This window comes from Salmonella sp. NW722 (assembly GCF_051702785.1).
GTDB lineage: Bacteria > Pseudomonadota > Gammaproteobacteria > Enterobacterales > Enterobacteriaceae > Salmonella > Salmonella enterica.
On sequence record NZ_JAMMIN010000014.1, the window covers coordinates 35,040 to 50,207 of the forward strand.

General features: G+C 53.2%; 13 protein-coding genes. 8 read left to right on the forward strand and 5 right to left on the reverse strand.

Going from position 1 to position 15,168, the window contains the following annotated elements:
• Positions 1–15 precede the first annotated feature (15 nt).
• Positions 16–474 (reverse strand): transcriptional regulator AsnC, encoded by a 459-nt coding sequence (gene asnC / locus NA330_RS22495; protein ID WP_000433018.1) that lies wholly within the window; start codon positions 472–474, stop codon positions 16–18.
• A 150-nt stretch (positions 475–624) separates the two neighbouring features.
• Between asnC and asnA the strand changes: the two genes are divergently transcribed.
• Positions 625–1,617, forward strand: coding sequence for an aspartate--ammonia ligase (asnA, locus tag NA330_RS22500; RefSeq protein ID WP_000845123.1), 993 nt, complete (start codon positions 625–627; stop codon positions 1,615–1,617).
• Positions 1,618–1,621: 4 nt separating this feature from the next.
• On the opposite strand, the gene viaA is transcribed toward asnA, so the two are convergent.
• Together viaA and ravA are read right to left on the reverse strand one after the other, a co-directional pair.
• The gene (gene viaA, locus NA330_RS22505; RefSeq protein ID WP_000956588.1) at positions 1,622–3,073 is read right to left on the reverse strand and encodes an ATPase RavA stimulator ViaA; all 1,452 of its coding nucleotides are present in this window, start codon (positions 3,071–3,073) and stop codon (positions 1,622–1,624) included.
• Complete coding sequence (ravA, locus tag NA330_RS22510; protein WP_000940975.1) at positions 3,067–4,563, reverse strand: ATPase RavA; 1,497 nt, start codon at positions 4,561–4,563, stop codon at positions 3,067–3,069. Before ravA ends, viaA begins: the two co-directional genes overlap by 7 nt.
• 347 nt (positions 4,564–4,910) lie before the next feature.
• Between ravA and kup the strand changes: the two genes are divergently transcribed.
• From kup to rbsR, 7 genes are all read left to right on the forward strand, one after another.
• On the forward strand, positions 4,911–6,779 hold the full coding sequence (kup, locus tag NA330_RS22515) for a low affinity potassium transporter Kup (RefSeq protein WP_000102338.1): 1,869 nt from the start codon (positions 4,911–4,913) through the stop codon (positions 6,777–6,779).
• Positions 6,780–6,975: 196 nt separating this feature from the next.
• Positions 6,976–7,395: a D-ribose pyranase gene (rbsD, locus tag NA330_RS22520; RefSeq protein WP_000715944.1), complete on the forward strand. Its 420-nt coding sequence runs from the start codon at positions 6,976–6,978 to the stop codon at positions 7,393–7,395.
• Between the two features lie 7 nt (positions 7,396–7,402).
• Complete coding sequence (rbsA, locus tag NA330_RS22525; RefSeq protein ID WP_000339361.1) at positions 7,403–8,908, forward strand: ribose ABC transporter ATP-binding protein RbsA; 1,506 nt, start codon at positions 7,403–7,405, stop codon at positions 8,906–8,908.
• A 5-nt stretch (positions 8,909–8,913) separates the two neighbouring features.
• Positions 8,914–9,879 carry a ribose ABC transporter permease gene (rbsC, locus tag NA330_RS22530; protein WP_000211345.1) on the forward strand — a complete coding sequence of 322 codons (966 nt, stop codon included), beginning with the start codon at positions 8,914–8,916 and terminating at the stop codon, positions 9,877–9,879.
• Positions 9,880–9,903: 24 nt separating this feature from the next.
• A complete protein-coding gene (rbsB, locus tag NA330_RS22535; protein ID WP_001056260.1) occupies positions 9,904–10,794 on the forward strand; it encodes a ribose ABC transporter substrate-binding protein RbsB in 891 nt (296 codons plus the stop codon).
• 132 nt (positions 10,795–10,926) lie between these two features.
• Positions 10,927–11,856 carry a ribokinase gene (gene rbsK, locus NA330_RS22540; RefSeq protein ID WP_000844728.1) on the forward strand — a complete coding sequence of 310 codons (930 nt, stop codon included), beginning with the start codon at positions 10,927–10,929 and terminating at the stop codon, positions 11,854–11,856.
• 3 nt (positions 11,857–11,859) lie between these two features.
• Positions 11,860–12,858 carry a ribose operon transcriptional repressor RbsR gene (gene rbsR / locus NA330_RS22545; protein WP_000224487.1) on the forward strand — a complete coding sequence of 333 codons (999 nt, stop codon included), beginning with the start codon at positions 11,860–11,862 and terminating at the stop codon, positions 12,856–12,858.
• Here rbsR and mdtD read toward each other — a convergent pair.
• Positions 12,824–14,251, reverse strand: a complete 1,428-nt coding sequence (gene mdtD / locus NA330_RS22550) for a multidrug transporter subunit MdtD (protein ID WP_000202071.1) — start codon at positions 14,249–14,251, stop codon at positions 12,824–12,826. The two genes, rbsR and mdtD, sit on opposite strands and share 35 nt — an antisense overlap.
• 11 nt (positions 14,252–14,262) lie before the next feature.
• On the reverse strand, positions 14,263–14,967 hold the full coding sequence (locus tag NA330_RS22555; protein WP_023242098.1) for a FadR/GntR family transcriptional regulator: 705 nt from the start codon (positions 14,965–14,967) through the stop codon (positions 14,263–14,265).
• Positions 14,968–15,168: the final 201 nt, after the last annotated feature.

The following is a 15,168-nucleotide window of genomic DNA, read 5'->3' on the forward strand; positions in this document are numbered from 1 at the left end:
GATTAAAAAAGCCGATCATGGCTTGATGGTGCGCATGATCGGGTTCTGCAAGACGATCAGTGTCTCAGTGGACTGAATTTCATCAATTGTTTGGATCTTGTTGATAAGTACGTGCTGAAGCGCGTCGATTGATTTGCACATCACTTTTATAAAGATGCTGTAGTGACCGGTAGTGTAATACGCTTCCGTCACCTCATCCAGGCTTTCCAGCCGGGCCAGTGCGGAGGGATAGTCTTTGGCGCTTTTGAGGATGATGCCAATAAAGCAGCCCACATCGTAGCCCAGCTGTTTAGGGCTGACGTCAATCCGTGCGCCCGTAATGATCCCGGCCTGCTTCATTTTCTCGACGCGAACGTGAATGGTTCCAGGGCTAACGCCAAATTGTTTGGCCAGTTCGGCGTAGGCGGTGCGGGCATTTCCCATTAAGGCGTCAAGGATGCCGCGGTCCAGATTGTCGATCTGATAATTTTCCATCGCTTTTTCTTATGCAGATTAATGATTATCTCTATTTTAGCCATTATTTTTAACGAATCAAAACCGAAGTTAGCTTTTTATCTGTTGATTATTGAATAGTGCTCTCGTTTTGTTGCTTAATCATAGGCAACAGGACGCAGGAGTAAAAAAATGAAAACCGCTTACATTGCCAAACAACGTCAAATTAGCTTCGTGAAATCACATTTCTCTCGCCAGCTGGAGGAGCGTCTGGGTCTGATTGAGGTCCAGGCGCCGATCCTGAGTCGCGTAGGGGATGGTACGCAGGATAATTTGTCCGGCTGTGAAAAAGCGGTGCAGGTAAAAGTGAAAGCGTTGCCTGACGCCCAGTTCGAAGTGGTGCATTCACTGGCGAAGTGGAAACGTCAAACCCTGGGGCAACATGACTTCAGCGCGGGCGAAGGGCTGTACACGCACATGAAAGCCCTTCGCCCCGATGAAGACCGACTCTCTCCGCTCCACTCGGTCTATGTGGATCAGTGGGACTGGGAGCGTGTCATGGGCGATGGCGAGCGCCAATTTTCCACCCTGAAAAGCACAGTAGAGGCTATATGGGCAGGAATTAAGGCGACGGAAGCAGAAGTGCATAAACAGTTTGGTCTGGCGCCGTTCCTGCCAGAGCAAATTCAGTTTGTTCACAGCCAGGAGCTGTTGTCTCGCTATCCGGATCTGGATGCGAAAGGGCGCGAACGCGCGATCGCCAAAGAACTTGGCGCCGTTTTTCTGGTGGGGATCGGCGGTAAACTGAGCGATGGCCACCGCCATGATGTACGCGCGCCGGATTATGATGACTGGAGCTCCGCATCTGAGCTGGGCTACGCCGGTCTGAACGGCGATATCCTGGTGTGGAACCCGGTGCTGGAAGATGCGTTTGAGCTTTCCTCTATGGGTATCCGTGTAGATGCCGATACGCTGATGCGCCAGCTGGCGTTGACCGGTGATGAAGATCGCCTGCAACTGGAGTGGCATCAGGCGCTGCTGCGCGGCGAAATGCCGCAGACCATCGGCGGCGGGATTGGGCAGTCGCGTCTGACGATGTTGCTGCTGCAATTGCCGCATATTGGTCAGGTGCAGTGCGGCGTATGGCCCGCGCAGGTTCGCGAAAGCATTCCTGCTATTTTATAAGCCGTTAGCGCCGCCAGCGTCTCAGCAGGCGGCTTCGCATCCCGGTGTCAAAGCGCCAGATATGATCGAAAATGCGCATGATGCCGGGTTTGCCGTGCGCCGACATCGCCACCGCGTGGAATCGATGCTGGTGAAGACGCTGCAACTCTCCCACTTTGCTCACCACGTCATCCGGCAAGCGCTGGGCGATAAAATCCGAAATGACCACCGCATCGGCATCAAACCATTCCCGTCCCTGCATTCTTTCAATAATGGCGCGAAAACAGCTGGCGATATCCGTGCCGCCGCGAAAACGTTGACTTAAAAAGCGGATGGCCTGCTCAATACCTTCCGGGCCGGAGAGTTCATAACGCACAACGTCAGTGGAAAACAGCATAATAAAGCAGCGGCGGTTATCCGCCAGCGCAACGCGCATCAACGCCAGGCAGAACGCTTTTGCGCACTGCTCGTTAAATCCTCCCATCGAGCCTGAAGTATCGACGCAGACAATAAACGGTCCGCGCGGCTGCTCGTCGACATCCTGGTGTACTACCGGCCGTTCGGTTACTTTCTCACGCCATGCTTCGCCATGCAGGCGATAGGTGAGGAGCTGTTTTTCCACTAACCGGCGGTAGAATTCATATTCCAGCTCGGTGATGCCAAGCGTCGCCAGCTCTGGCGGCAACAGGCGCAGAATATCATCGCCTTGCTGTATACCGTCAACCTGCTCCGGCACCGTTGCGGGTTCGCGTACCAGTGTACGAAAGGTTTCCATCGGCGCGTCTTTTTTCGGTACCGATTTGGCTTCCCGCGAACGTCCCAGTTGTTCCGCCAGTTGCATTAGCTCCGGCTGGGCGGCGAGAAATTCGCCGTATTTTACGATCAGTTGATAATCACCACGTTTAAGCTGGCCCGCGCTCATATCCCACAGGCGGCCTGCGGCATTATCATTTTCCGCCAGCGTCGGTTCCAGTTGCCCGCTCAGCGTCATCCGTTCCTGAACGTCACTCAGCAACTGCTCGCGCTCTTCTTCCAGTAGTTGCTGGTTTAACGTGGTGGCCTGCACGACCAGACTTAACCGCCAGCGTTGCAAAAAAAGCGTGTGTAGCGCAGGGGTAAAGGTACTGTTGCTCTCCGTCAACTGCTTCGCCTGCGCGGCATACGGTGAATGCAGGCGATGAAGCAACGCCAGTATTTGCGGCAGTTGCACGATGAACTGTGGGGTAGAGAGAAGTTGGCTTTGCTGATAACACATGACCTCTTCCGTGAGTTCCGGCGGAACGCGAGCGTCTTTAAGACGGCTGCGTAGCGCTTCCCGCCAGCGCGGGAGATCGGCGGTCACGGCGTTTTTTAAACGCGGAAACTTTTCAAAGAAAATGACCAGCTGTGGGGAAGCCAGTAGCGCGAGGATCATCTCTTCGACCATTCCCTCTTCGCTGACGGCCAGCATGGTATTTAGCGTATCCAGCGTCAGCATTGTTGCGCCTGGCGGATCTGTTCTCCTACATCCTGCAGGCTGGCCTCAATGCGCCCTAACCAGTCGCTGTGAATAAACAGGCAATGTTGCTGCTCGCTGAAGCGGGTATGCTGCTGGCGCCAGTCGTTTTCTAACGTTTCCAGCTGCTGTTTGATCTCCGCAGGCATACTGTCTTCAGCCGCTCCCGGTAACGCCAGACGGGTACCTTGTAGACTGATGTCGCGCACCACCAGATGTTGAGCGTTATCGACTTCCATATTCAACGTTTGGGCAAAGCCGATCCCGTTCAGTTTGCCGCGGATCTCGCCGCCTTTGGTCAGCCAAAGTTCCAGCGCGCTGCGGTCAAAGGTAATATGGATCACTTCCATATCATGCAGTTTTAGCGGTTTTTGTAGCAATAACGTCAACGTTGACGCACTGGCTTCCGGCGGTAAAGTGTAATGCGGGCGGCGGCTGAACATACCGCCTTCTTTAATGACGGTGAAGGCGGTTTTATCGCTTTGCTGTTGCTGCAACTGGAGGCGGCGCTGGACAATACCGCCGAGGCGAGTCAGCATGGCCTGCTGCTGCCAGGCGTGTCCGGTCATCAATATTTCCAGTTGCTGTTGCATGAGATTCAGACTCTGCGCGTCATACCACAAGCAATCTTTTAGCAGGATAAGGTCAATCGGCGCAACCGCGTCGCGTCCGCTAAAGAAGGCGCTGGCCTGTAACAGGCGGATGGCTTTCTTCCAGCGACGGTCGGAGACATAAGGCGCATTCGGCAAATTATCCAGCTGTTGGCGCAGAGTAAATATCAGCTCAAAGACCGGATCAGGGAGTGAAATCGCGCCGATATCTTTTTGCCACTGTTGATATTCTTCGTCGCTAACCTGTAACGAGGCGGGGACCGGGTTATCACTCTCATCCTGCTGACTAATCAGCATGGAGCGGAAATTGGCTTTATCCTGAACTTTATCCAGCCACAGGCGAATCAACATTCGGTCGTACAAGGCTTCCAGGCTGCTGTCCGCTTCGGGCAGTTCGTTGGAGGCCGCCACCAGCAGCCGCATCGGAATTTTTTCCTCAAATGCGCCGTTGCGGAAATGGCGTTCGTTAATGGCGGTCAGCAATGTGTTCAGGATAGCGGGCCCGGCTTTCCAGATTTCATCCAGAAAAACGATTTCGGCTTCGGGAAGATAGCCGGTCGTTAAGCGTTCATAGCGACCTTCATCTTTCAGCGCCTGAATAGAGAGCGGGCCAAACACCTCTTCCGGCGTGGAAAAGCGTGTCATCAGATATTCAAAAGCGCGGGCGCGCTGGAAAGCAAACTTCAGGCGGCGGGCAATCAGACTCTTGGCGATACCGGGCGGGCCCAACAAAAAGACGCTCTCACCGCTTAACGCTGCCAGTAGGCAAAGGCGTATGGCGTGACTACGTTCATACAGCCCCTTCTCAAGGGCGCTGCTCAGACGGGAAATTCTTTCCGCTAATAAATGTGGGTGAGCCATAATAAAGAGGCGTCCTTTCGACAAATGGATCATGCTAATTGCGAGTATAGACGTTTCACCACCGGGGCTGTAATCGTCTGACGCGCTGTTTATTTTTCTTTGAGCCAGGTTAATCTGGCTTCATTTAGGGGTACGATTTTATGATTAATCGTGCATACTGTGCGCTTTTTTGTGGGCCAAGGGACTAAGCACACATTTCATATCTATACACTCATTCATTCAAACTACATCAAGGCGGCAAAGGAGTGAATCCCCTGGCACTGACTTAAACGTGTGACTGGGGTAAGCGAATGCAGCCGACAAGGAGGTAGTGTGAAGGGTGACGTGTATAAACGAAAGATGAGTCTATGAGCACTGATAATAAGCAATCGTTGCCTGCGATTACCCTCGCAGCTATTGGGGTTGTCTACGGTGATATTGGCACCAGCCCGCTTTATACGCTTCGTGAATGTTTGTCCGGTCAGTTTGGTTTTGGCGTTGAACGAGATGCCGTGTTTGGTTTTCTGTCGCTGATCTTCTGGCTACTCATCTTTGTGGTTTCCATCAAATATCTCACTTTTGTGATGCGCGCCGATAACGCGGGTGAAGGTGGAATTTTGACGCTGATGTCGCTTGCCGGGCGTAATACCTCGGCGCGCACCACATCCATGTTAGTTATCATGGGACTGATAGGCGGCAGCTTTTTCTATGGCGAAGTGGTGATTACGCCGGCGATTTCGGTGATGTCGGCGATTGAAGGCCTGGAGATTGTCGCGCCGCAGCTGGATACCTGGATTGTCCCGCTCTCCATTATTGTGCTGACTCTGTTGTTTATGATTCAGAAGCACGGTACGGGAATGGTAGGGAAACTCTTTGCGCCGATCATGCTGACCTGGTTTTTAATCCTGGCGGTACTTGGCCTGCGCAGTATTATCGCCAATCCTGAAGTGTTACATGCGCTGAATCCTGTCTGGGCGGTACGTTTTTTCCTTGAATATAAAACCGTATCATTTATTGCGTTGGGCGCGGTGGTGCTGTCGATTACCGGCGTAGAGGCGTTGTACGCCGATATGGGACACTTCGGTAAGTTCCCGATTCGCCTGGCGTGGTTTACCGTGGTATTGCCGTCGTTAGTACTGAACTACTTTGGTCAGGGCGCATTGCTACTTAAACATCCGGAAGCGATTAAAAACCCCTTCTTCCTGTTGGCGCCGGACTGGGCGTTAATTCCGCTGCTGATTCTGGCCGCGCTGGCGACGGTGATCGCCTCCCAGGCGGTTATTTCTGGTGTCTTTTCGCTGACGCGTCAGGCCGTGCGTCTTGGCTATTTGTCGCCGATGCGCATTATCCATACCTCCGAGATGGAATCCGGTCAGATCTATATCCCTTTCGTTAACTGGCTGCTTTATTTCGCGGTCGTGGTTGTTATTGTTAGCTTTGAGCACTCCAGCAACCTGGCGGCGGCCTATGGTATCGCCGTGACCGGCACGATGGTGCTGACATCTATTCTTTCTACGACCGTGGCGCGTAAGAACTGGCACTGGAACAAATATTTTGTCGCGCTGATCCTCATCGCGTTCCTGTGCGTGGATATCCCGCTGTTCTCGGCTAACCTCGATAAATTGTTGTCCGGTGGTTGGCTGCCGCTGAGCCTGGGCCTGATCATGTTCACGATCATGACCACCTGGAAGAGCGAGCGTTTCCGTCTGTTGCGTCGTATGCATGAACACGGTAATTCGCTGGAAGCGATGATTGCTTCGCTGGAGAAGTCACCGCCGGTTCGGGTGCCGGGTACTGCCGTATACATGTCGCGTGCGCTCAGTGTGATCCCTTTTGCTTTATTGCATAACCTGAAGCACAACAAAGTGTTGCATGAGCGCGTAATCTTACTGACGTTGCGTACGGAAGATGCGCCTTATGTGCATAACGTTCGCCGGGTGCAGATTGAGCAGTTGTCTCCGACATTCTGGCGCGTGGTGGCCAGCTACGGCTGGCGCGAAACGCCAAACGTTGAAGAGGTGTTCCACCGCTGCGGTCTGGAAGGGCTTAGCTGTCGGATGATGGAAACGTCGTTCTTTATGTCGCACGAGTCGTTGATTGTCGGCAAACGCCCGTGGTATTTGCGTCTGCGCGGCAAGCTGTATTTGTTGCTGCAACGCAACGCCCTGCGCGCGCCGGATCAGTTCGAGATCCCGCCTAACCGCGTGATTGAGTTAGGAACTCAGGTCGAGATTTAACCTCTCATCAACATGCCGGGGGCCGCGTTGGCTTGCCCGGCTTGGCCAATCCGTAGATTCCCACACGATAATCGCCTGATTTCCGCTAGCGAAACGTTTCGACGGCGATCACAATTCTGTTACGTCATGATGGTTTTATGAACACATCCAGGGTTACACTGCGGCCAGCGAAACGTTTCGCTAGTGGAGCAGAAAAATGAAGAAAGGCACCGTACTCAACTCTGAAATCTCGTCGGTCATTTCCCGTCTGGGGCATACTGATACTCTGGTGGTCTGTGATGCGGGTTTACCTATCCCGAATAGCACCGCGCGTATCGATATGGCACTAACCCAGGGCGTACCTTCTTTTATGCAGGTGGTGGATGTTGTGACCCGGGAAATGCAGGTTGAGGCGGCGATTCTTGCAACGGAAATCAAACAACAGAATCCGCAGCTCCACGAAACGTTGCTCACTCACCTTGAGCAACTGCAGCAACACCAGGGAAACACCATAAAAATTAGTTATACGACACACGAACAATTCAAAAAATTGACTGCAGACAGTCAGGCAGTGATTCGCAGCGGGGAGTGTTCCCCGTATGCGAACGTCATTCTTTGCGCTGGCGTCACTTTCTGAGGCCGCTATGGACGCATTACTGCAACTCAAAGGGATCGATAAAGCGTTCCCCGGCGTGAAGGCTCTCTCCGGCGCCGCGTTAAACGTTTATCCTGGCCGCGTTATGGCGCTGGTGGGGGAAAACGGCGCCGGAAAATCCACCATGATGAAAGTATTAACCGGCATCTATACGCGAGATGCGGGATCGTTGTTATGGCTGGGTAAAGAGACCACCTTTAACGGGCCTAAATCGTCTCAGGAAGCCGGGATCGGCATTATTCATCAGGAACTGAACCTGATCCCGCAGTTGACCATTGCGGAAAACATCTTCCTGGGCCGTGAGTTTGTGAATCGCTTTGGCAAAATCGACTGGAAAAAGATGTATGCCGAAGCCGACCACCTCTTAGCCAAACTCAATCTGCGCTTTAAGAGCGATAAGCTGGTGGGCGAACTCTCTATCGGCGATCAGCAAATGGTGGAAATCGCCAAAGTGCTGAGCTTCGAATCCAAAGTCATCATTATGGATGAACCGACCGATGCGCTGACTGACACTGAAACCGAATCGCTGTTCCGCGTTATCCGCGAATTAAAATCGCAGGGGCGCGGCATTGTCTATATCTCCCACCGTATGAAAGAGATCTTCGAAATTTGCGATGACGTGACGGTCTTCCGCGATGGGCAATTTATCGCCGAGCGTGAAGTGGCCACGTTGACCGAAGATTCTCTTATCGAAATGATGGTGGGACGTAAGCTGGAAGATCAGTACCCGCATCTGGATAACGCGCCGGGTGAGATTCGCCTCAAGGTCGATAATCTGTGCGGACCGGGCGTGAATGATGTCTCTTTTGTGCTGCGAAAAGGCGAGATTCTTGGCATCTCCGGCCTGATGGGCGCCGGTCGCACCGAGCTGATGAAAGTATTGTACGGCGCGATGCCGCGAACCAGCGGTTATGTGACGCTTGATGGACACGAAGTGGTGACGCGTTCTCCGCAGGACGGGCTGGCCAATGGCATCGTTTATATCTCTGAAGACCGTAAGCGCGATGGACTGGTGCTCGGCATGTCAGTTAAAGAGAATATGTCGCTGACGGCGCTGGACTATTTCAGCCGCGCTGGCGGAAGCCTGAAACACAAAGATGAGCAGCAGGCGGTGGGGGATTTTATCCGTCTGTTCAACGTCAAGACACCGTCAATGGAACAGGCGATAGGCCTGCTTTCCGGTGGTAATCAGCAAAAAGTGGCGATTGCCCGCGGGTTGATGACGCGCCCGAAAGTGCTCATTCTCGACGAGCCGACCCGCGGCGTGGACGTCGGCGCCAAGAAAGAGATTTACCAGCTTATCAACCAGTTTAAGGCCGACGGCCTGAGCATCATTCTGGTCTCATCTGAGATGCCAGAAGTATTAGGCATGAGCGATCGCATCATCGTCATGCATGAAGGGCATCTCAGCGGTGAATTTACTCGCGAGCAGGCCACCCAGGAAGTGTTAATGGCTGCCGCAGTGGGCAAGCTTAATCGCGTGAATCAGGAGTAAAAAAGATGACAACCCAGGCTGTTTCTGGTCGCCGTTATTTCACTAAAGCGTGGCTTCTTGAGCAGAAGTCGCTCATTGCCCTGCTGGTGTTGATCGCGATTGTTTCGACGTTGAGCCCCAACTTTTTTACCGTTAATAATCTGTTCAATATTCTTCAACAGACCTCCGTTAACGCCATTATGGCGGTGGGGATGACGTTGGTGATTCTGACATCGGGGATCGATCTGTCCGTCGGTTCCCTGCTGGCGCTCACCGGCGCGGTTGCCGCTTCAATCGTCGGCGTTGAAGTGAATGCGCTGGTCGCGGTTGCCGCCGCGCTGGCGCTGGGCGCTGCGATTGGCGCCGTCACTGGCGTTATCGTCGCGAAAGGCCGCGTACAGGCGTTTATCGCTACGCTGGTGATGATGCTGCTACTGCGCGGCGTGACGATGGTTTACACCGACGGTAGCCCAGTCAACACTGGCTTTACCGATAACGCCGATCTGTTTGGCTGGTTCGGTATCGGCCGTCCGCTGGGCGTTCCTACGCCGGTCTGGATCATGGCTATCGTCTTTATCGCCGCCTGGTATATGCTGCATCACACCCGTCTGGGACGCTATATCTACGCGCTGGGTGGTAACGAAGCGGCGACGCGCCTGTCTGGCATTAGCGTGAGCAAAGTGAAAATTATCGTCTATTCACTTTGCGGCCTGACAGCGTCGCTGGCGGGCATCATTGAAGTGGCGCGCCTCTCTTCCGCGCAGCCGACGGCGGGTACCGGCTATGAGCTGGATGCTATTGCCGCCGTGGTGCTGGGCGGCACCAGCCTTGCAGGTGGTAAAGGGCGCATTGTTGGGACATTGATCGGCGCATTGATTCTCGGCTTCCTTAATAATGGTTTGAATTTGTTAGGTGTTTCCTCCTATTACCAGATGATCGTCAAAGCGGTGGTGATTTTGCTGGCGGTACTGGTAGACAACAAAAAGCAGTAACAACGACTACAGGACATCTGAAATATGAACATGAAAAAACTGGCTACCCTGGTATCTGCTGTTGCGCTGAGCGCCACCGTGAGCGCGAATGCAATGGCGAAAGACACCATTGCGCTGGTGATCTCTACCCTCAATAATCCCTTCTTCGTGTCGTTAAAAGACGGGGCGCAAAAAGAGGCGGATAAACTGGGTTATAACCTGGTGGTGCTGGACTCCCAGAACAACCCTGCCAAAGAGCTGGCGAACGTGCAGGATTTAACCGTTCGCGGGACCAAAATTCTGCTGATCAACCCGACTGACTCCGATGCGGTGGGTAACGCGGTGAAGATGGCGAACCAGGCGAAGATTCCGGTTATCACGCTTGACCGCCAGGCAACCAAAGGCGATGTCGTCAGCCATATCGCGTCTGATAACGTGCTGGGCGGTAAGATCGCTGGCGACTATATCGCGAAAAAAGCTGGCGAAGGCGCCAAAGTGATTGAGTTGCAAGGCATTGCCGGAACATCTGCGGCGCGTGAGCGTGGCGAAGGTTTCCAGCAGGCGGTAGCCGCCCACAAATTTAATGTCCTGGCCAGCCAGCCTGCTGATTTCGACCGTACTAAGGGTCTGAACGTCATGCAGAACCTGCTGACCGCGCATCCGGATGTTCAGGCTGTCTTCGCCCAGAATGATGAAATGGCGCTGGGCGCACTGCGCGCGCTGCAAACTGCCGGTAAAGCAGATGTGATGGTGGTTGGATTTGACGGTACGCCGGATGGCGAAAAGGCCGTAAAAGATGGCAAACTGGCAGCGACTATCGCTCAGTTACCGGATCAAATCGGCGCCAAAGGCGTTGAAGTGGCGGATAAGGTGCTGAAAGGCGAAAAAGTTCAGGCCAAATATCCGGTTGACCTGAAACTGGTCATCAAGCAGTAATAAACGACACGGGTCAACTATGGCCTGATGGCGACAGAAATACGCGAGCCTCCGCTGAGGTGAACGTAAAAAAAGAAAAGCAGGGCACGCGCCACCCTAACCGGTGGCGCACTTTGACGTGGAACCCCGAATATGAAAACCGCAGGTAATCTCATCGTCCTTGGCAGCATTAATGCCGATCATATCCTTAATCTTGAGTCCTTCCCTACCCCGGGTGAAACGGTAACCGGTAGCCATTATCAGGTCGCGTTTGGCGGGAAAGGCGCGAATCAGGCGGTTGCTGCGGGACGTAGCGGGGCAAATATTGCGTTTATCGCCTGCACGGGCGATGACGATATTGGCGACAGTATTCGTAAACAATTAGTCAGCGATCGTATTGATATCGCGCCAGTTAGCGTTATTAAAGGCGAGTCTACCGGGGTGGCGCTGATTTTCGTTAACGGCGAAGGCGAGAACGTCATCGGTATTCATGCCGGAGCGAATGCCGCGTTATCGCCGGCGTTGGTTGATGCGCAACGTGAACGTATCGCGCAGGCGGATGCGTTACTGATGCAGCTGGAATCGCCGCTGGAAAGCGTACTGGCGGCGGCGAAAATCGCCCATCAACATCATACTACTGTTGCGCTTAACCCGGCGCCTGCCCGTGAGTTACCGGATGAACTGCTGGCGCTGGTGGACATCATCACGCCAAATGAAACGGAAGCTGAAAAGCTGACGGGCGTGCGTGTGGAAAATGACGACGATGCCGCGAAAGCTGCGCAGGTTTTGCATGATAAAGGCATTCGAACCGTATTAATTACCTTAGGAAGCCGTGGCGTCTGGGCCAGCGTAGACGGCGAGGGCCGCCGCGTTCCTGGATTTAGCGTTGAGGCTGTCGATACCATTGCCGCCGGAGATACGTTTAACGGCGCCTTTATCACCGCGATACTGGAGGAGACGCCGTTGCCGGAAGCGATTCGCTTTGCCCATGCCGCCGCCGCGATTGCCGTAACGCGTAAAGGCGCGCAACCGTCCGTTCCGTGGCGCGAAGAGATAGAAGCGTTTTTACATCAGCAGGGGTAACGCTTGGCTACTATGAAAGATGTTGCCCGCCTGGCGGGAGTCTCTACATCGACGGTCTCTCACGTTATTAACAAAGATCGCTTTGTGAGTGAGACGATAACCGAAAAAGTTGAAGCGGCGATTAAATCACTTAACTATGCGCCTTCTGCGCTGGCGCGAAGCCTCAAGTTAAACCAGACCCGCACGATTGGTATGCTAATTACCGCCAGTACCAACCCTTTTTATTCCGAACTGGTGCGCGGCGTTGAGCGAAGCTGTTTTGAGCGCGGTTATAGTCTGGTGCTGTGCAATACCGAAGGCGACGAGCAACGGATGAACCGCAACCTGGAGACGCTGATGCAAAAACGGGTAGACGGTTTACTGCTGCTGTGTACCGAAACGCATCAGCCTTCTCGTGAAATCATGGAGCGTTATCCGTCTATTCCTACCGTCATGATGGACTGGTCGCCGTTTGATGGCGAGGGCGATAGCGATCTCATTCAGGATAATTCGTTGTTAGGCGGCGATCTTGCCACCCAACACCTTATCGATAAAGGATTTACCCGAATAGCCTGTATTACCGGCCCGCTGGACAAAACGCCAGCGCGTTTACGGCTGGAAGGGTATCGGGCGGCGATGAAACGCGCAGGGCTGGCTATTCCGCAAGGCTATGAGATCACCGGCGATTTTGAATTTGGCGGCGGCTTTGACGCCATGCAGGCGTTACTCGCCCATCAACAGCGACCGCAAGCGGTTTTTACCGGAAACGATGCGATGGCTGTCGGCGCCTATCAGGCGCTATATCAGGCGGGGCTTCGTATTCCGCAGGATATGGCAGTCATTGGCTATGATGATATTGAGCTGGCGCGCTATATGACGCCGCCGCTGACGACTATCCATCAGCCGAAAGATGAATTGGGCGAGCTGGCTATTGATGTGTTGATTCATCGGATGGCGCAGCCCGCCTTGCAACAACAGCGACTTCAGCTTACTCCGGTTTTGACGGTGCGTGGGTCGGTTTAGATTTATGCCGTTCTTTAATCAGATTGTTGCCGTCTTTGGCTCTTAGCAGCATAAACATCAGCGCGGACACGATAGTGATCGCCCCCATCGTGATAAAGGTATAGTGGAACTGTTCCACGGTACTGGTGCCCGCAAAACCTTCATAAATACGTAACACCGCCGCGCTGATCGCCACGCCTAAACTGATAGACAATTGCTGCGTAACCGCCAGAACGCTGTTGCCGCTGCTGGCGTTATCGTCCGTCAGATCCGCAAGAGTAATCGTATTCATTGCCGTAAATTGAGTGGACATCGCCATTCCAAGAATGAATAGCGGCAGTACGAGCATCCAGATCGGCATGGCGGGAGATTGAAACGAAAACTGGGCAATCATCAGACCGATAAATACCGTAATGCCGACCAGAGTCTTCCGGTATCCCAAACGTCGTAAAACCTGCGTTACGGTCGATTTCGCGATAATAGAACCCAAAGCTGTCGGCGCCATCATGCAGCCGGCGATCAGAGCCGGGTAGCCAAAACCAACCTGTAGCATTAACGGCATCAAAAAAGGTACGCAGCCTGTCCCCAGACGCGTGGCGAGGTTGCCGGCAATACCGACGGAAAATGTGCGTGTCTTAAACAGCGATAGTGATATTAACGGTGTCGGATGACGGCGGGCGTGGCGGATATAGGCCAATAGTAGAACGATACTGCAAAAAATAATGGCGGATGCGATCCATGTCGCCACAATCTTTTCGCCAAACAGTTCCATTCCGCTGGAAAATAAAACCAGACTTAACCCAAAAAGAAAGAAGCCGGTCATGTCAAACTTGCGACGCGGCGTGGTGAAGTTGGGCATATATTTGCGGGCATACAGAATGCCTGCAACACCAATGGGAATATTAATCAGGAAGATCCAGTGCCAGCTTGCCCAGGTCACCAGTACGCCGCCTAATACCGGCCCCAGAATCGGACCTACCAGCCCCGGCATAGTGACAAAGTTAAGAACGGGCAGCAGCTCACTACGCGGATAGGCTCGCAATAACGCCAGACGCGCCACTGGCATCATCATCGCTCCGCCGACGCCTTGTACGACGCGAAAAATAACCAATTCAGATAGTGAACTGGAGAGCGCGCAGGCCAGCGAGCCTAACGTAAACAGGCTTACGGCGACCATAAAGACGCGACGCGTACCGAAGCGGTCAGCCAGCCAGCCGCTTACCGGAATTAACATGGCTACTGTCAGGGTATAACTGATAATAGCGGACTGCATGGCGAGTGGGGAACGGTTAAGGCTATGCGCAATAGCCGGTAAAGCGGTATTCAAAATGGTGGCGTCTAGCGCCTGCATAAAGAAGGCCATCGCCGCGATCCACGGCAGGCCAGCCATACTGCGCGCTTTTTTGCTGGTCATTCAATATCCTGTTAATTATCTGGTCTCTCATTGGGCGCTATTAACAACGCCTGGCAGGCCTGGAAAGCGCGTTCGCCGTCGCCATCAGCGATGGCATCAACAATGGCCTGGTGCAAATCCAGCTTTACCACCTCGTTATAGGTGATTGAGGTAAAGTAAGTGTGATAAACCGAATGAAATAGCGTAGCAAAAGAGATTAGAAAGGGATTGGCGCTCATTTCGTAGATATGTTCGTGCCACGCCATATCCACTTCAATCCAGCGTTCACGCTTAAAATGCTTTTTCAGCGCGACCATCTCTTCCATTAAGGCATTAAGCCGCGCTTTCTGCTCCGGTGTGCCAAGAGTCGCCGCCAGCAGGCAGGCTTGCGGCTCCAGGCTAATACGCATCACCAAAAAATGATCTACCACCTGATGAAAATTTTCTTCCGTCATCCACCAGGTCAGCAGCTCTTGATCCAGAAAGTTCCAGTTTCCCTGCGGCATCACCCGCGTACCAATGCGCGGACGGGGTAGCACCATACCTTTAGCCGTCAACGTTTTCACCGCTTCGCGAACTGCCGTTCGACTTACGCCGTACTGCTCGCCCAGTTCTATTTCGCCGGGAAGAATCGTACCGGGGGCGTAGTCACCCTTTAATATCTGCTGCGCCAGCTTTTCAGCCAGAACATAGGATAGATTTTTTTGTGCGGCTAATTGTTGTGCGCTTAAAGGCATGAATGTTCTTCCTTTCTCTTTCGTTTGGTTATTAGTATGCCACCTGGAAGTGTGATTGCAGTTGCAATAACGGCAATTTGCTTATTTTATGGCACGTTAAGCACGCTGTTGATGAAAAAAGAGACACTCAGAAAATTATTTTAAATTTCCTCTTGTCAGGCAGAAATAACTCCCTATAATGCGCCACCACTGACACGGAAC